Here is an 18690-nt window from a genome sequence, read left to right as displayed (position 1 = left end):
AAAAATCCCTTCTAGACAGAAGGGATTTTTTAGTTTTATAAATGTTTTTCTGGTTATTGTCTGATAACCTTTTGTGTATATTTATCTACATCATTGTTGATTGTAACGACATACACTCCTTTTGTAGCAGATTTTAATTTAGAATTGATTGCTGTGTTTAAATCATTTAAATTACCTTTTAAGCTCAAAATTTTTTTACCAGTAATGTCATACACATTAAGCTCATAAATTCCTTTAGAATCTTTCAGTGTAATTTTAATCTCAGATTGATCCTTTATTGGATTTGGAACAATGCTAAAGTTATTATTTAAATTAACATCACTCGTACTTAAATCAGATGGATACACCAGTATTTTAGTACCATCAAAACCTATTGCATATACTTTAACTGCACCTGTAGGATAATCTACTAAGGTATTTTTTAGTGTAACATCTCCAGTCCCTAAAACTGACACAGAAATTAACTCATTTTTATCATTATACACTTCATAAGCAACTGCATTTGGCCATTTTGCTGTTTCTACAGACAAAAATGATCCAATAGCATTAGTTACTAAAGTAGCACCTATCCCTGTTGTTCCAGAAACTTTCAACTTCTCTTTGTAACTATTTACATTAAATGAATTTAAATAATGCATAACTGGAGAAACTGGCTTTGGATAATTTTTTGATTTAATATAAGCTTTAGCTTCATCAATCATTTCTTGCGTTACAATAATAGTTGATTTTCCGTAATCATCAATTTCTACATTAACTGGTGTAAAAAATCCAATATTTGTAAAGAAATCTGTTAAATCTTCTTGAACAGCATCTGCCAAATCTTTTGCAAAATTTAAATTATTTTGACCTGCTGTTGTTTTAGATGAATCTCTGTTACGGGCTTTTTCGGCTGTATATGCAAACCAATGTGCATAATCTACACCAGTAACTTGTGTCGGCGCTTGTGTTTTTGTTTCGTCAGACATATCATTATCAAAAACTAATGTTGCAGCTCCTTTTGATGCTCCTGCAACTTGATAATATAAACTTAATTGCCAAAAAGGAACTAATTTTCTGAAGTTTGGATCTTTCTCAATATCATTAAAACTCTTCTTATTAATTAAAGTGTGTTTAATAAATTCACCATAGCGATTTCCTGATACTTTAGGGAAATTAGTCGCATCACCAGTTTCAGACTCAACTCTTAAATAATTTACATTACCGCTTTGTTTTATTAAATTGTAGGTAGCCCAAACTGAATAAATATTATTCGTAACCTCTGTTGTGCCCAACCATTTAATATCAGGACGAATTTGGTTAATGTGCCCAAGTTCGTGCGCTACTCCCCAAACATCTAAATTAGTAGGAGATGTCGAATTTGCTGCTCCCCAAGTAATATCAAGATGAGCACCAATACCACCTGCAAACCAATTTCCTTTATTCTCTGTATAAACTAAATGTTTTGTATTAATATCCTTATTGTATTTATAGAATCCCATTAACTCTCTCTCAGATTTAGAGATTGCATCATATTTATCAATAAGAGCTTGTGGAGAAACTGGATTGTAAAGTTTCACTGGAATTTTATCAATAATAAGTTGTGTATAGTATCCTACAATATCTACTTTAGAATATACATTGTTCTCTATAATCTCTTTCCATTTTTCAGGTGTAGTAGCATAAGTATTATACACTCCGTTCACAGTTCCGGAAATAACATTTAATTTAATATTTGGTAAGTTTTTTACATCCGAATAATATGTCACATAACCTAATCCATTATTTTTCATTTCAATAGAATTGATTCCATTTACTAAAGGATATGTTACATCTGATACATCTGCCTCATTCGCATAATCTCTTACACGCAAGTAAACATTTTGACCAGTAGGTATTCCACTTACTGCAACTACAGCTGTTTTATTTGCTGCGAATACAATACCAGTTGGATTTTCGTATGCATTTAAGTTACCTATTTTATACTCCTTATTTATTGAAGAAATTGTCTTATATGGCTTATGTTCATTTACACGATCTGCCTTTTTATATTTATTATTTAATAAACACTGAGCCAATGATTTTACAAAAGGTGAAGTTGTAATTCCGTCTATTGTTTGTTGTGTAACACCTGTATTAAGTTCACTAAATAAATCATCTTTAAAGATTGTAGCGTATTTCTTTGCATCAAATTTATTGGTATTATTAGTATAAAACTCCATTTCTGCAACACTAGCAAAATTTCCTCTTCCATCTAAAATCTCGAGTTTTATGCTGGCAGGTTTTATTTGAGAACCGAATGTAACTTTTCTTACATCCATACTCTGTGCAAAATCTTGGCTTGATAATTCAACATAAGTAGGATTTGCAGCAGTATTGTAACTAATTTTCACCTTTCCTAATAAACCATTAACTCCTCCATCATTTCTAGGATAGTAAACCAAATAATCTAAAGGTGTGTTACCATCAAAAGCATATACTAAAGAGATAGGAAATGTAGCCGCTGTAGAACCGTAATTTGAGTGATATAGCGTTTTAAAATCTCCATCAAAGGATTTTTCTATATTTTCTCCTGCTTGGAAATTTGAAGCGGATGATCCAGTAACCAAAGGAGTAGCTTTAATATCTTTGAAATTAGAGAACTCATCGGTTGGTATAACACACTCTGCAGCTACAGGCTCTAATTGATTAGATGAATAAAATTCAACTTCCGCTGCATTAGAAAAATTTCCAACGGCTGCATTTACTTTTATACTAATAACAGCCGGATTAACAATCTCTTTATCAAACACAAACTTTTTTGATGTTGCATCTGCAGCCCAAGTTAACGCTGTTGCAGTAGCTGTTTTAAAATTAGTTGGATCATCTTTGGTTGAGTATAAAATTTCAACACTCGTCCAATTTCCATTTGTTCCAGTTTGTCTAGGATAATAAACGAGCGATTTAATACTTTTAACTTGGTTAGAGAAGCTAAAATCTAATTGATCTGGTATTCCTGATTGATTCCATTTAGAATGGTACATTGTAGTTAAGATACCATCAGTACTAAAAACTGGTTCATTTCCAGGTTGAGAAGGTTGCTTAGATGTTACATTCTGTACAGGCATTTTATATTCCTGAGCAATAGAATTTATACCAAGCAAAACCATACTTAGTAGAAAGTAATTTTTCTTCATAAATAATTTAGTGTTAATTTATATTAATGTTAAGATTACAATTTAATCATATTCAACTAATTACAAAACACCAAAACTATATTTGAAAAACGTTTAATCATTTAATCCAAAAAAAAGAATCTCTTTCACTAAAATTAAAAAATGAAAGAGATTCTTACTATCAAAGAAATAATAAATGAAAAGATTATTTTACTTTAATTATTCTATTTGCATTTCCGGCAATCTCTTGCGGTAATTTTCCGTTCTTTGTTAATGCTTTCGAATAATAAAGCTTGTTATTGTTACCTCCTAAATCTGCATAAGTTAATCCATTTACTGTAACAATATTGTTGGATCCCATTAATTCAATTTTCCCACAATTTCCTTTTAAAGTAACATTGTTATCGTTTCCTCCAACTTCTACATTTTGTCCTCTACAATCTATTGTTTGTTTCTTATTATTACCATCAACCTCAATTTGTGCAAATGAAATCTGTGCTAATCCTAAAAAAACAAAACTTGCTACTATTTTTTTCATACTATAGATTTTTTATGGTTTGATGATTTAAAGTACAACTATCGTGCAGGTTCTTCTAATAAATTCTAACTTTACAAAAATTTAACAAAATGACTTTAGCCGAACTAAAGCAAATTTTCATTGAACAATTGAGTTCTATTTATGAATTGGACGAAATTGAATCTATCTATTTAATTTATTTAGAAGATAAACTTGATCTGAAGTATAAACCAGATCTTCCAATTCAAAATACAGAAGCTATTTTAAATGATATTTCTGAATTACAAAAAGGAAAACCAATTCAACATATTACTCAAAAAGCATTTTTCTACAATCATTTCTTCTTTGTTAACGAAAACACCTTAATTCCTCGTCCCGAAACGGAAGAATTAATCGAACTGATAAAAAATGATCACACAAAAGAACAACAACTTTCAATTATAGATTTAGGAACAGGAACGGGTTGCATACCTATTACATTATCCAAATTATTTCCTAATGCACAAGTTTCTGCATTAGACGTATCATCAAAAGCGTTAGAAATTGCCCAGCTCAATGCAAAAAACTTAGCAGCTTCAGTTCATTTTATTCAACAAGATTTATTACAAGATTTTGAATTGAACGAAAAATTTGACATTATTATTTCTAATCCTCCCTATATCAGAAATCTCGAAAAAAGTGAAATGCATCAAAATGTACTTGATTTTGAGCCACATTTAGCACTTTTTGTAGAAGATCATGATCCATTGATTTTTTATAAAAAAGTATTTGATTTTGCTGAAAAACATCTCAAAGAAAATGGAACAATTTATTGCGAAATAAATCAATACTTAGGTGAAGAAACTAAACAGATTTTTGAGAAAAAATATCCTAACACTCAAATTATTAAAGATATATCTGGAAATGATAGGATGTTAAAATCTACTCATTCATAATAATTTCAATAATAATTCGTTAATAAATACACTTTTGCATAAAAACTAGATTATTTAACAATATTTTGGTACCAAAATTGTATATTAACTAAACGTATTAAAACATTAAAAAAAACGGACTATGAAAAAATTATTTGTATTAGTAGCAGTTGCTTCATTATCATTTGCAACTTCTTGTAAACAAGAAACATCAAAAACAACTGAAACTAATGTAACAGTAGATTCTTTAGCAAACGATTCTACAGCTGTTGTAACAGAGACTACAACTACAACAACTACATTATCTGAAACTGAAGCGAAAGCTAAATTAGATGAAGCTAAAAAAGCATTAGACGAAGCGAAAGCTAAAGGTGATAAAGTTGCGACAGAAGCTGCACAAAAAGCTTATGATGACGCAAATACAGCTTGGACAAGCGCTAAAGCTGCTGTAAACAATGCTGCACAAGATGTAAAAGAAGGTGTAAACAATGCTGCTGAAAAAGTAGACGAAAAAGCTGCAAAAGCTAAAGAAGACATCAAAGATGCATCTAAAGATGTAAAAGAAGGTGTTAACAAAGCTGCTGCAGATACAAAAGCTGCTGCGCAAGACGCTGCAAAAGATGCAAAAGAAGGATACAACAACACGTTAGATAAATTAAAAGCAAAATAATTTTAGAAATAAAATTGCTAACTTAGCCTTGAGAAATCTCAAGGCTATTTTTTTATGTTAAATTTTAGACAAGCAACTAAAGAAGATGCCGCATCTGTAGCAAGATTAATGATGTTGGCAATGGATAAAATCGTGTACGATTTTATTGGAGAAAATAATTACGAAAAAGGCGTTTCGTTATTAGAGAATTTATTTAGAGAAACAAATAATCAATACAGTTTTCAAAATACTTACGTTGTTGAATTTGAAGGACAAGTTGCTGGAGCAACAACTTTTTATGATGGAGGAAAATTGGACGAATTGAGAAAACCTGTTTTAGAGGTTTTGAGAAATGAGTATAATAAAACGATTAATCCTCAGGACGAAACACAAGCGGGTGAAATATATATTGATACCATCGCTGTTTCGCCAGATTTTCAAGGTAAAGGAATTGGTTCTAAAATTCTAGATTTTTTAATTGAAGAAATTGCAATCAAACAGAATCATACTTTAGGTTTATTAGTTGATTTTGATAATCCAAGTGCAAAAAAATTATACGAAAAGAAAGGTTTTGTTGTTGTTGGAGAAAAAACTTTGATGAGTGAACATCACGAACACATGCAATACAAGTTATAATTAAAAAACAAAAAAGAGCTTTCTTAAAAGCTCTTTTTTTTATTTCATAACACCAATTTGTTTCAATATTTTTTCTTCGTAAGGATCAATTGTAAACTGCTCGAATTTTATAAACTCTTTTCCATCTTTTAAATAACCTAATTGATAATTTTGTCTGATTACTGGTTGATTCTCGAAACTTTCAAGAATCGGTAATTCTGAAATTGGATCTAAAACACGCTCGTTTTGGGTAGAAATCAAACCAAAGTGCATCAAATTGTTCTCTTTTGATAAAAAGTATGGAAAATACGCTAAAATATCTGGACGTTCTATTTTTAGAGAAGTAGCCTCTCCAAAAGTAGCAAAATTATGATCTACTGGAGTTAAGTATTCGTATTGATAATCAATCACTAGTTGGTTATTTTTATCAATCATTCCCCATTTTCCACCCTTCTCTACTCCTGCTAAACCAGCTTTAAAGTCTGTACAACCATCATATTCAAATGGTATCATAGTTTGATTTAATAAATCGATAAATCCCCATTTTCCAGCTTTTTTAACAGCACAAATATTCTCTATGAAATCGCTTGTTAATTCATATTCAAAAGGTATCAAAATTTGATTAGACTTAGTTATAAATCCCCATTTATCATTTTTTTGTGCACTATATGCATTAACTGTTGTAAGCACAAGTTTTTCATAATCAAATGGAATAATTACATTTCCATCCTTATCTATTAAACCAAATTTATTTTTAATAGAAATTGGTGCCAAATTATTACGATCAAAGACTGTCAATTCTTCAAACGTGGTTGTATCTTTATGTACAAAATCATCAAATTGATCTGTTTCTTTTGGTGTAATTTTCATTATTTTCAATTCTAAATGCAAAGCTACTTAAACGAAAAGAATAAAAAAGTATACTTTTTTGGAAAATATCCGATTTTAAGCGATTTATGTAATAATAATTCATATTTTTGTTAATGAACAACCTTTTAAAATAGAACCTATGAATATTTTTACAAAACTGTTTTTTACCACAAGTATCTTTACAAGTAGTTTTGTTGTTGCTCAGCAAGATAGTATTAACATTGTTGACTTACCTAACACAATCAATAAAGATTATGCTTTTGATGGTTTATGGAGAATCTCGAACAAACCTTCGAGTAATATTTACCAAATTAACGGAAGCAAATTAACAAATTACACTTCTAAAACGAGCGATCTTTTATATTTAGACTTATATTTTGTACCAAGTAATTCTACAGTTAATTTGTACGAACTACCTAACAAAATTAATACTAGAGCAGATTTAGGAGCACTTGAAGGTAACGGAACTAGTTTTAGTAATGTAGCTGTCAACTTCAAAGATTCGGATATAAAAACATTAAACCAAGGGAATTATACACCCGTTTTACTCTTAAAAGAAAAAAGTACAGGTAATATTGTTAATTATAAAATATTAAGTAATAAAATTTCATTAGAAACAAATGAAATTATTATTGATAAAAAAGTTGAAGTTCCTGTACCAATCACTATTACAGAACCAGAAAAAGTTGTAGTTTCTAAAGAAAGTTTAGACGCATCTTTAGCTAATACATACACAACTGTTGGTAGTGAATTGGATATTTCTAACGCAAATGCTAAATTAAAATTAGTTGGTATTTGGCAAATGGAAATAGATTATGAGAAATTAACTGCCAAAATTGAAGGAATTAACAATGCAATTCAAAACTTAGATTCTAAGCCAACAAATAAATTAAAGCTTTTGATTTATTTTTCTAATCAAGATATTAAGGATTTGAAAGAAGTAAGTGGTTATGAATTGTTAAACGTTGATGTACTTCCGATAACTGGTAATACTAAAATTGAAAAACCAGTTTTTACAACTAATTTGACAAAATTAATTCCAAGCGGAGAATATTATCCGATTTTGGTATTAACAGAGCAAAATTCTGAAGGAAATTACATCATCAAATCAACTCTTAATATGGGTGACAAATATGTTATTCAATAACAATTGTACATTATAAAAATCAAAACGGAACTATTTGCTAGTTCCGTTTTTTTGTTGATATAAATAATAAATATACTCTACATACTTATTATAACTGATTGTTCCTTCTTGATCATTCGCTTTCAGAAATTGATTGTTTACTTCACTAAAAGCCTCACTTGTTTTACCTTCATATTTTTTATAATACTCAATTTCAGCCTTTCTATCTACTTTTATTTTAGTATCAAGATTATCTAATTCCATCTTCACAAAATAAGAATCTGTTTTTGAAATTGCACCTAACAAAGAAAAAATACTTTTGTAATAAACCGAATAATTTACTTCAGGATTCTTAGATTGAGTTCCTAAATAATAGGACAAAAAATTAGCTTCACTTTCTGATGCAAATCCCATTTGATGTCCATACTCATGAAACATTGTAGATGATTGCTTAAGAGGTGAGTTATATTTATTTAGATTAGACTCTACAGTAAATGGATTATAATAACCTAAAATACCAATATAATTTTGAATCATAGAAATTGTCGATAATTTATATTGAGGTTTCTCTAGAAAACGATAATTTTTCAGCCAAGCTATCTCTTTCAAATCATACTGCAATTCTTTAAAATCTTTGTTATAATCAACTAAGCTAGTTTTAAATTGAACAGGCCGAGCTTCAGATGGACTAATTTTATTTCGATAAAAAATTGCTTTATCCATTTCGTTGCAATAAATACTTTTTAGAATCATTGGATCAATATTTATTTCTTTTTTATCAAATGTTAAGGATTCTTTTTTATACATAATGCCCCAAGCAAACGTGTAAACAAAATAACAACAGTTGATAACAATGAGAAGTTTTACAATATAATTATTGACTTTAGTGCGATTTTTTAGAAAACTCTTTAATAAATTAAAAATCAACCAAATAAAAAGGAATAATAATCCCAAATAAAACAATTCGCCAATTGGAAATTGTACCGAACCTGATATTTTGGAAATAAAATTAGAGAGAGGAAAAGTTAAATGATTTATTACAAAATCTATAACCTTATCATTCGAAAATAAAAAAGCATATAAAAACCCTTGAAACAATACAAATAAGCTCAAAAAAACTATTTTACTCCACTTCTTTTGCATATTGGTTGGCAATGTAACTAACATAAATTAACTGAAAAGTGTGATACAGCATAATTGGAATTAAATAAACGCCCATATTATCACTAAACAAAACAGCTGCAATAACCGAGCCGTGTACAAGCGATTTTTTTGTTGCACAAAACTGAATCGTGATATCATCTTCTCTATTAAAATTCATCTTAACAGCAATCCATTTAGATAAATTAAATACTATAAAGAATAATAAAACAACAATTATGAAAACTACAATCAAAGGAATTACACCTATTTTAGTGAATAATCCATCTAAAAAAGTATGACTAAAACTATTGTAAACAATCAATATAATGGTTAGCTTATCTAAATTACCAAATTGCTTTTTGTACTTATTATAAAAATGACCTAAATAAGGCTGCAAAATAGCTCCTACAATTACTGGAAGAATAATTTTCAGTATCAAATCTAAAAAAGTTGAGAGTAAATCAAAATCTTCCCCTCCTTTAGATAAAAAAATACTCATCCACAAAGGTGTTACAACGATACCTATCAAACCAGAAATACTTGCATTAAAAATAGCACTTGGTATATTACCTTTTGCTATAGAAACCATAACAACCGAAGATGAAACTGTACTTGGTAGACTTGCCAGATAAAAAATTGCAATAAATAAAGTATAATAAATTGGATAAAATTTAACTATTGGATAACTAATTAATACAATGATTGGAAAAACAATGAATGTAATCGACTGAATAAGAAGATGCATTTTCCAATTGGATAAGTCTTTAAAAACTTCTTTCCAATTTAGCTTTAATCCGTAAAAAAAGAAGACTAAAATAACACCAAAATCAATTATTGTATTAAGTGACAACAATTTATAATTCCACAAACTTATCATAGGAAACAAGTATGCAATTACAATTGCTAAAAATAAACAAAGAATAAAAGGATCTGGTAATTTAATTTTTTTAAACAAAGTCAATAAATTTTAAACAAAAATAATCATATTTGTTTTAGTAAAAATTTTAGAATGATAATTAACTGTAATACAAAGCACAACACGGGGTTAAATAATTGTTATTAATTTTTTGTAATAAAATATTATTTATTATTATATTTGCGTCAATACCTAAATCTAATCTTATGAATACATGCCTACAATGTAACCAAACGCTATTTGGGCGTAAGGACAAGAAATTTTGTAATGATTTCTGTCGTAATTCTTATAACAATAATCTAAACCGTGATAAGGTAGAGATTGTTAGAAACATCAACAACAGACTTAGAAGAAATAATCGAATTCTAAAAACTTTATTAGAAGAAGGTTCGCGTTCAGTTAGTAAATTAGAACTGAATTTGAGAAATTTCGATTTTAACTACATTACAAATGTAAATGATTCCAAAAATGGTACAATTTTTTATGTGTACGATGCTGGATATCAAAAACTAGACGAAGAAAATTATTTATTATTTCAGGAATAAATTTTTATTTTTTTATTGAACAAAGCGTGTTAACTCTGTTAGCACGCTTTTATATTTTAAATGAAAGATGAAAACAAAAAAAACCTCTCAAATTGAGAGGTTTTAATTTATATATTAATTGTTTATTTCGCTTTATACTTTGCTATTCCTTCTTGTAACCATTTTAAGTAAACTTCTACATCTAGCTCAGCTTCTAAAGGTTTTGAGAAACGATTCAAATCTTTATCAACTAAAATATAATAAGGTTGAGCATTGGCATTAAAATGTTCAATCTCAAAAGAAGTCCATTTGTTTCCGACAGTTTTTAAATTACGACCTAGCGCTTTCGAAAATACTTTTTGATCTTCTGGTAATTCTTTTGCTTCGTCAACATATAACGAAACTAAAACAACATCTTCTGCCAAAATTTTCTTTACACGCTCGTCGCTCCAAACACGTTCTTCTACTTTACGACAGTTTGCACACGCATGTCCTGTGAAATCTAACAACATTGGTTTTCCAACTTTCGTTGCATAAGCCGCTGCCTGATCAAAATCTTTGAAAGATGGAATTCCGTGAGGTCCTGCAACCATATTTGGATCATCAAATTTAGCTGTAGCTTGCCCTCCTCCCATTCCTTCGTGGAAACCACGTGGAGATTCAGAATACGTCATTGGAGGTGTTAAGCCACTTAATAATTTTAAAGGACCTCCCCATAAACCTGGAATCATGTATATAGCAAATGATATCGAAACCAATGCAAATAACATTCTCGAAACGCCAATTGTTTGCACAGGTGAATCTAATTCTAATCTAAATTTACCTAAAAGATACAATCCTAAGAAGATAAAAATTGCAATCCAAAATGCTAAGAAAATCTCTCTTGGTAACCAATTCATTTGCCAAACTAAATCTGCATTTGATAAGAACTTCAAGGCAAAAGCTAATTCAATAAATCCTAAAGAAACTTTGATTGTATTTAACCATCCTCCAGATTTAGGCATCGAATTTAACCATCCTGGGAACATCGCAAATAATGTAAATGGAATAGCTAAAGCTAAAGAGAAACCGAACATTCCTACCATTAACGAATAATAGTTCCCTCCTTGTGTTGCTTGCACTAATAACGAACCAATAATTGGTCCTGTACAAGAGAATGACACTAACGCTAACGTAAATGCCATAAAGAAAATTCCGATTAATCCACCTTTATCTGCTCCTTTATCTGCTGCATTTACCCATTTACTTGGCAATGTTAATTCGAAAGCTCCGAAGAATGAAATCGCAAAAATGATAAACACAATAAAGAATGCTAAATTCACCCATGGATTTGTTGACATTTCATTCAAGACAGATGGTCCGAAAATAACTGTCGCCAATAAACCTAATGCAACATAAATAACAATGATTGATAAACCATAAATAAATGCTTTTCCTACTCCTTCTCCTTTCGATTTACTTTGTTTCGTAAACATACTTACAGTCAAAGGAATCATTGGGAAAATACAAGGCATTAATAATGCTGCTAATCCTCCTAAAAATCCTAAAGAAAATATTTTCAATAAACCATTATCTTTCTTTTCATTGTCCGCTAATAACGAATCATCTACTTTCTTGATTGTATCTTGAGTAGCAGAAACATACGAACTAATAGTATCATGCGAAATAGAATCATGAGAAATTGTAGTTACTGTAGCAGAATCTACAGCAATTTTGGAGTCTTCCTCTGCTTTATCATCTGATTTTTCTTCTTCTTTATCTGTTGCAGTTGGTGTCAATTTTACACTTCCACTTGTTTCATCTGGCGGCAAACAACGTTCAGCATCACACATCTGAAATTCGATAGTATATGCAACATTTACTGATTTATCACCCGAAACTTTTACTTTTTGAACAAATTTTACTTGATTTACGTAATATTTTTCATCTTGTTCAAAAATTTGGCTGTATTTATCTATACGTTTTCCAACTTCACGCACACCTCCAACCAATTTTGTATTTGCTGCTGGTTTAAATGATGCACTTGCCGGAATTCCAATTCCTCCATCAGGATGTTTCATCGAATAAAGGTGCCAACCTTTATCAATTTTTCCTGTTACCTCGATTTCAAACTCATTTTGTCCAACCTCCTTCACCGAACTTGACCATTTTGCAGGACTAAATAATTGTGCGTTGACTAAAATTGGAAACAAAAAAAGTATCCAAAGTTTCTTTAACATACTGTAATGTTTAAAAAGTTTTTACTTGTTTCTGTCGTTTTGAAACGTTCATCCAAACGATGATTTACTACCCAAATAATCTGATCTTTTTGGTCACAAAGCAACCAAACCTTCTCTTTTTCTAACTTAGAAAGTTTCAAATCTTTCATAAACTTACTCAACAATTTCTTTTGACCTTTCATTCCAATTGGATAAAAGAAATCTCCCTCTTTCACTTTTCTAAGTTTAAGCGGAAACAAAATTGATGTAAAGTCTACTATTTCAGTAGCGTTTTCGTGTGGATTTATCGATTTCACGAACTTCAAATTTAACGAATTGATTTCAATTAACTCATCAAAAATCGTTAATTCATCTTCATTTTCTTCTTCTATTTTTTGCAACAACAAATTTTCTCGATTTTTAATTAATCGATAAGTTGCTGATTTTATTTCACTTCCCGTATCTGCATCCAAAAATTTCAAAATTTCTTTGCTCGACGAAAATCCATATTTTTCGAACAAATAATGTAAAAATGTTTCTAATGGTAGAAGTTTTTTTAATGCTGAAATTTCAATTTCAATTGGATTATCTCCTGAAAATAAGTTACTTCTAATTTCTTCAACTTTATTTTGTACAATTTGATAATTATCGTTGATATGATTTAAACTTGACAAAAAATTCTCGTCAAATTGCGGATGAAGCTCTTTTAGGATTGGCGTAATGTGATGACGAATCTTATTTCTGGTATAATCATCCGTCGCATTCGTATAATCTTCTCGCCAATTAATTTCATTTGATTTTGCATATTCCAACAAATCATTTTTCGTGAAATTCAAAAGTGGACGAAAGATTTTTCCATTATCAATTTGCATTCCGACCAAACCTTTCAAACCTGTTCCACGAGAAAGATTAATCAAAAATGTTTCGATATTATCATCCAAATGATGTGCTGTCACCAAAATATCCAAAAGATTTTGTTGTTGAACTTGTTCAAACCATTCATAACGCAAATTTCGGCAAGCCATTTCGACCGAATAATTTCCTGTTTTCTGATAAGCCGCAACATCAAAACGAACCGAATGAAACGGAATATTATATTTTCCACAATATTCTCGCACAAACATTTCATCACCATTTGCATCTTCTCCACGCAACTGAAAATTACAATGCGCCACTTGAAAATTTGCAGCAGTTTGACGAAATAAATCTAACAGAATCATGCTATCAACTCCTCCACTAATCGCTAATAAATAACGATGTTTAGAAAAAGAATGCTGTTCTAAAAGTTCTTTTAACTCTTGTTGTATTGATTTATTTTTCATCCTAATACAAATATCCGAAATTAGATAGATTTTATTTGATAGCGTTATACTTTTTCTCTAAGTCTTTATAAAATTTACCAATAAAAAAGCCTGAAAAAATTCAGGCTAAAGATTTATTTTAAACTTTCTAAAGATTTATTTTCAAGAATCTCTAAGGTCGAATCTCTCAATTCAACCATCACTTTATTTAATGTGCAAACACCTTCGTTAGGACAATCATCACATTTCTCGTAGTAGTTTTTACTTACACATGGCAAAAGCGCTATCGGACCTTCTAAAACACGAATTAAAGAAGCTAAACTAATATCTTTCGCTTCGCGCGCCAAATAATATCCACCACCTTTACCTTGTTTCGAATTAACGAAACCTAATTTTTTTAAATCCAATAAAATAGCCTCCAAAAATTTTTTCGGAATAACCTCTGTTTCAGAAATTTGACCGATTAAAACTGGCTTATTACTTTCTTGTCTGGCTAAATGAGCCATCGCTTTTAGTCCGTATTTTGTCTTTTTTGATAACAATTCTATAAGATTTAATTACAAAAATAACGTTGATTGTTGTATAAAACAAATATAAAATTAAAACGTTAAACTGATATTTAAAAATATTTCATCAAAAAATCAATTACCTTTTGAGTTGTAGAATTATAGGGATAATTGAGAAACTTGGATGGTGATAAAAAACGATTGACTTTTAAAATCGGTTTCATATGTGAAAAATCTACAAAACCTGCATAACCTGTTGAAGCTCCAATTCCAGAATTATTAATTCCTCCAAAAGGCAAATTTGGATGTAAAATTTGCACCAATATTTCGTTAATTACCACAGATCCAGATGAAGTTCGTTTTTTAATTTCATCAATAAAAATAGAATTATTAGAAAAAATATATAATGCTAAAGGATTTTCTCTCTGATTTATAAAGCTAACTACTTCATGTTTTTCTTTAAATGTATAAATTGGAAAAATTGGTCCAAATATTTCTTCCTCATTGATTTTTACATCTATTGGAACATCTGTTAATAAAGTTGGTTTAATGTACAATTCAGCTTCATCATATTCATTTCCAAAAGGACAATTTGCTCCATTTTTAATTGCATCTTCAATCAAACTTTTTAATCGATGATAATTTTGAAGATTTACAATTCTAGTCAAATCATCCGATTGAGCTGGATTTTTTCCAAAGACTTTTTCTATATGTTCAATAAACATATTTATAAATTGCTCTTGAAATTCTTCTTTAATCAAAATATAATCTGGCACAATACATGTTTGACCAAAATTTATCAATTTTCCCCAAACTGCTTTTTCAACCACTTCTTGCATCGGAATTGTTCCGTCAATAATCAAAGGCGACTTTCCTCCTAACTCCAACGTCACCGATGAAAGATGCTTTGCTCCTGCTTTCATCACAATTTTACCCACTTTTGGTGAACCTGTAAAATGAATATGATCAAACTTTTTAGTTAACAAATAAGTCGTTTCCTCAACTTCTCCTTCGATAAGTGCGACATGATTTTGTTCAAAAACTTCTGAAATAATTTTGTCAAGAATTTTCGAAACATTTGGACAGAATTCTGAAGGTTTAAGAATTGCTGTATTCCCTGCCGAAATACAAGCAATCAAATGCACTAAACACAATTGAAAAGGATAATTCCAGGGCGAAATAATCAAACAATTTCCTAAAGCTTCCGGTTGAATTTTAGCTTTTGAACCGAAAAAAAGTAAGTTGTTACGAACAGCTTTTGTTTTTACCCAACGATTCAAATTCTTTTTAAATAATCGAATTTCAGTCAAAACAGGAAATATTTCGGTAGAATCTGCTTCAACTTTAGACTTTCGCAAGTCCAAAAATAATGCTTCTTCAATTTCATAACGATGTTGTAGAATTGCATTTTCTAAGTTTCTTAAATATTCTTTTCGCTGATTAACTGTTAGCTTACGCGTATTTATTTTATTCTCAACTTGTAAATGGTAAACCTGATCTATTGCTGTTTTAAAATCTGACACTTCAAATATGTTTTGAGTTGTTAATGTAGTCATTTTTTAAGTATTTTTGGTCAATCAAAATAATCGAAATGAAAAATAATCTTACATTAATTGATAAATTAAATCATATCAAAAATTTGTTTATTATTGGTAAAAGTGATGGTAATTTGAGTGAAGAAGAAATTCAAGTTATTTCAGATATTGCAAAACATCATCAACTTTCTGCAAAAGATGTAAGTTATATTCTGAACGACAAATCAAAGATAGAGTTTTCTTTACCTACTACATTTACAGATCGTTTGACATTATTGTATGATACTGTATTGTTAATGGTTGTTGATTTAAAAATTCATCAAAATGAAAAAAAGATTTGTTTTGATTTGGCTAAAAAATTTGAGTTTAACCCTCAAATTATTGATGAATTAACAGAAGATGTACTAAGTTACGTTTTAGAAGGAAAAGAATGTGATGAAGTGATGGAATATTTGGTTAAATATTCTCATCCAAAACCAAATTTGAATTAATTTTCTATTGAAAAAGTTGATAAATAGTTAGTACAGAAATCGCACTTGTTACTCCTCCAATTACATAATTAATATTCTTTAAAATAAAAGACTCTTCTTCTGATTTTGAGTTAAAAAATTTCAGATATAGACCAAAAATAATCATCGAACCTATAACAACTCCTAAAGCAAAAACAGAACTATTAGGTTGACCAAAAACGGTAACATTATACGAAACTAAAGTTGCGCTTAAAAACACATAAAATGGCAACGGAAAAACATTTAATGCAGATAACAATAATCCATAAACAAATTTATTTTTCTGCTTATCTTTACCTATTTCCAACTCTTTTCTTTTCTTTTTTTTCTGATCTTGATTCGATGCAAAAAACAGAAAATAAATTGTTATCATTACAAAAACTGCTAAACCAACTTCTCTGAAAATTTTGGTAACATCTTCATTAAAATCAATGAATTTCGCTAAAAAAATAGCTAAATACACCTGAATTGCAATCGTAACCGCTGTTCCAGACATAAAAGTGTATGCACTTTTTATTCCTTCTTGTTTCCCGATTTTAACCACCGTCATATTCAATAATCCAGGAATGGACGATCCAATAAAAGCTGTGAAAATTCCGATTAAAAGTAGTTCTAAATACTGCATTAATTCTTTTTAAAAAGATTTGCAAATTTAGACAAAGTTGTTGTAGAAACCTATTGAAGTAAGATGAATCATTCAAAAAAATATTACTCAAACGTCCATATTAAGGCTGATTCTATTGATGAATTAAAAATTGTGAAATGATTTTGAGAAGAATCATGTAAATAATTCCAATTGAATTTCAAGTTATCTTTTCCTTGTAATTTCTCTACAAATTGATCTGTAAACTTTGAAATTGAGACTGTTTTGGAACTTGTAATCCAAATCTTTTTATTTTCTAACAAATTAAAATCAAATTTTTCAAAATAAGAATCAAATAATTCGTGATTATTCCACCAAAGCGAAGGATCAATTGCGATATAAGAATCAAAATAATGAGGAAAATAAAACAATATATCCATTACCAATAATCCACCTAAAGACTCACCAACAATAGTTTTCGAGTTATTTGTCTTGTAATTTTTCGAAATATGAGGAAGTAAATCTAACACAATAAATTTCTCAAAATTCTCTGCATTTCCATATTCTGGAACCCATTTTTTATCTTTCGAAACATTTGTATTTCTTGTAAAATCAAAATTTCGATTGATATTTTCAATTCCTACAATCATCAATGGTTGAATACGATTTGATTTAATTAACTCATCAATTAGTTTTGCTATTGGTTTAAATTTCTCATCAATTCCGCCATCCAATAGATACAAAACAGGTAAACTTTCATTTTTAAAACGTTCTGGAATCCAAACAGAAATATTTCTCTCTTGATTTAAAAATTCAGAATCAACTTTTAGGTAATTTAACATATTAGTTAATTATTTTACATTTTTTTATGTATAAATCAAAAATATTGAATTAAAATAAAAAATAATTAACTATAGTTCTTAAATTTTTAATAAATATATAAGAATAATCATTAGAGATAATTAATAGTTTAGTCAAAATTCTAAAACATAAAAATGAAGAAAATTATTTACTCTTTAGGAGTTACAACAATTAGTTTGATCTTTATAGCTTGTAACAATGATGATGATTCTACAAATTCATCAGACAAAAAAAAATCTAAATTATTAAAAGAAATTATTAGTAGTTATAATAATTCACCTAACAATATTTATAAAGAATTATACACTTACACTATAATTGATTCTTTAGTAAACAAAGTTGAGTACTATAAAAATGATACTCTATTTTATACAAAAGAGTATAATTATTTAGATAAAAATAATATTATTGAAACAAATTATTCCATCAATAATTTTACTAAGAAGATTGAATCTACTATTACTCATCAATTGAAAGACAATTTTGTAAAATCTACTTATGAATATGCAAACTTTGATAGTATTATAAAAGAAAATTCATATGAATATATGATTGTTTCTATACCAATCGAAGTAACATCATATTTTGATAAATGTGGAGTTAACAGAATAGTAAATAAGGATTATAATTTTAGAGAGCCTTCTAATCCCAAAATTAATGATTTTAGCTATTGTAATCTTCCCCTTGTTAGGAACATTTAAAAGTATAGTTTTTATTTAATATTATTGTATTATTATTTTGATTAATTTGAAATGTAGGAAAATCATTAGGATTTTTGACCTTACCATATTT

At 29.0% G+C, this 18690-nt stretch carries 18 protein-coding genes; 7 read left to right on the top strand and 11 right to left on the bottom strand.

Going from position 1 to position 18690, the window contains the following annotated elements:
• Window positions 1-53: 53 nt before the first annotated feature.
• Together QHG34_RS00090 and QHG34_RS00085 are read right to left on the bottom strand one after the other, a co-directional pair.
• Window positions 54-3152 carry a M60 family metallopeptidase gene (locus tag QHG34_RS00090; protein ID WP_282628036.1) on the bottom strand — a complete coding sequence of 1033 codons (3099 nt, stop codon included), beginning with the start codon at window positions 3150-3152 and terminating at the stop codon, window positions 54-56.
• A gap of 184 nt (window positions 3153-3336) precedes the next feature.
• Entirely contained in the window at window positions 3337-3669 is a 333-nt protein-coding gene (locus tag QHG34_RS00085) for a DUF3060 domain-containing protein (RefSeq protein ID WP_282628035.1), read from the bottom strand.
• Between the two features lie 89 nt (window positions 3670-3758).
• Between QHG34_RS00085 and prmC the strand changes: the two genes are divergently transcribed.
• The 3 genes from prmC (at window position 3759) to QHG34_RS00070 (ending at window position 5847) form a co-directional block, all read left to right on the top strand.
• Window positions 3759-4583, top strand: a complete 825-nt coding sequence (gene prmC, locus QHG34_RS00080; protein ID WP_282628034.1) for a peptide chain release factor N(5)-glutamine methyltransferase — start codon at window positions 3759-3761, stop codon at window positions 4581-4583.
• 121 nt (window positions 4584-4704) lie between these two features.
• On the top strand, window positions 4705-5232 hold the full coding sequence (locus QHG34_RS00075; RefSeq protein WP_282628033.1) for a hypothetical protein: 528 nt from the start codon (window positions 4705-4707) through the stop codon (window positions 5230-5232).
• A gap of 54 nt (window positions 5233-5286) precedes the next feature.
• Complete coding sequence (locus QHG34_RS00070; protein ID WP_282628032.1) at window positions 5287-5847, top strand: GNAT family N-acetyltransferase; 561 nt, start codon at window positions 5287-5289, stop codon at window positions 5845-5847.
• A 39-nt stretch (window positions 5848-5886) separates the two neighbouring features.
• On the opposite strand, the gene QHG34_RS00065 is transcribed toward QHG34_RS00070, so the two are convergent.
• Window positions 5887-6696, bottom strand: a complete 810-nt coding sequence (locus QHG34_RS00065; protein WP_282628031.1) for a WG repeat-containing protein — start codon at window positions 6694-6696, stop codon at window positions 5887-5889.
• Between the two features lie 139 nt (window positions 6697-6835).
• Between QHG34_RS00065 and QHG34_RS00060 the strand changes: the two genes are divergently transcribed.
• Entirely contained in the window at window positions 6836-7843 is a 1008-nt protein-coding gene (locus tag QHG34_RS00060; protein WP_282628030.1) for a hypothetical protein, read from the top strand.
• Window positions 7844-7873: 30 nt separating this feature from the next.
• Here the strand turns inward: QHG34_RS00060 and QHG34_RS00055 are convergent, their stop codons facing one another.
• A complete protein-coding gene (locus QHG34_RS00055; protein WP_282628511.1) occupies window positions 7874-8965 on the bottom strand; it encodes a DUF3810 family protein in 1092 nt (363 codons plus the stop codon).
• Window positions 8946-9920, bottom strand: a complete 975-nt coding sequence (locus QHG34_RS00050; protein WP_282628029.1) for a bile acid:sodium symporter family protein — start codon at window positions 9918-9920, stop codon at window positions 8946-8948. Before QHG34_RS00050 ends, QHG34_RS00055 begins: the two co-directional genes overlap by 20 nt.
• A gap of 167 nt (window positions 9921-10087) precedes the next feature.
• Here QHG34_RS00050 and QHG34_RS00045 point away from each other — a divergent pair, with 167 nt between their 5' ends.
• A complete protein-coding gene (locus tag QHG34_RS00045) occupies window positions 10088-10426 on the top strand; it encodes a hypothetical protein (RefSeq protein ID WP_282628028.1) in 339 nt (112 codons plus the stop codon).
• A 122-nt stretch (window positions 10427-10548) separates the two neighbouring features.
• Here QHG34_RS00045 and QHG34_RS00040 read toward each other — a convergent pair whose 3' ends face one another.
• The 4 genes from QHG34_RS00040 to QHG34_RS00025 form a co-directional block, all read right to left on the bottom strand.
• Window positions 10549-12624: a protein-disulfide reductase DsbD family protein gene (locus tag QHG34_RS00040; protein ID WP_282628027.1), complete on the bottom strand. Its 2076-nt coding sequence runs from the start codon at window positions 12622-12624 to the stop codon at window positions 10549-10551.
• Entirely contained in the window at window positions 12618-13925 is a 1308-nt protein-coding gene (gene tilS / locus QHG34_RS00035; protein WP_282628026.1) for a tRNA lysidine(34) synthetase TilS, read from the bottom strand. Before tilS ends, QHG34_RS00040 begins: the two co-directional genes overlap by 7 nt.
• A 113-nt stretch (window positions 13926-14038) precedes the next feature.
• Complete coding sequence (locus QHG34_RS00030; protein WP_282628025.1) at window positions 14039-14446, bottom strand: RrF2 family transcriptional regulator; 408 nt, start codon at window positions 14444-14446, stop codon at window positions 14039-14041.
• Window positions 14447-14523: 77 nt separating this feature from the next.
• Window positions 14524-15966 carry an aldehyde dehydrogenase family protein gene (locus QHG34_RS00025; RefSeq protein WP_282628024.1) on the bottom strand — a complete coding sequence of 481 codons (1443 nt, stop codon included), beginning with the start codon at window positions 15964-15966 and terminating at the stop codon, window positions 14524-14526.
• Window positions 15967-16001: 35 nt separating this feature from the next.
• Between QHG34_RS00025 and QHG34_RS00020 the strand changes: the two genes are divergently transcribed.
• Window positions 16002-16436, top strand: coding sequence for a tellurite resistance TerB family protein (locus QHG34_RS00020; RefSeq protein WP_282628023.1), 435 nt, complete (start codon window positions 16002-16004; stop codon window positions 16434-16436).
• Window positions 16437-16440: 4 nt separating this feature from the next.
• On the opposite strand, the gene QHG34_RS00015 is transcribed toward QHG34_RS00020, so the two are convergent.
• The gene (locus tag QHG34_RS00015) at window positions 16441-17079 is read right to left on the bottom strand and encodes a LysE family transporter (protein WP_282628022.1); all 639 of its coding nucleotides are present in this window, start codon (window positions 17077-17079) and stop codon (window positions 16441-16443) included.
• Between the two features lie 83 nt (window positions 17080-17162).
• On the bottom strand, window positions 17163-17879 hold the full coding sequence (locus QHG34_RS00010) for an alpha/beta hydrolase (RefSeq protein WP_282628021.1): 717 nt from the start codon (window positions 17877-17879) through the stop codon (window positions 17163-17165).
• Window positions 17880-18032: 153 nt separating this feature from the next.
• Here QHG34_RS00010 and QHG34_RS00005 point away from each other — a divergent pair, with 153 nt between their 5' ends.
• The gene (locus QHG34_RS00005) at window positions 18033-18599 is read left to right on the top strand and encodes a hypothetical protein (RefSeq protein WP_282628020.1); all 567 of its coding nucleotides are present in this window, start codon (window positions 18033-18035) and stop codon (window positions 18597-18599) included.
• Window positions 18600-18690 lie beyond the last annotated feature (91 nt).

Source organism: Empedobacter sedimenti (assembly GCF_030005555.1).
In the GTDB taxonomy this organism is placed as follows: Bacteria; Bacteroidota; Bacteroidia; order Flavobacteriales; family Weeksellaceae; genus Empedobacter; species Empedobacter sedimenti.
This window is presented reverse-complemented; position numbering and strand designations above follow the sequence as displayed.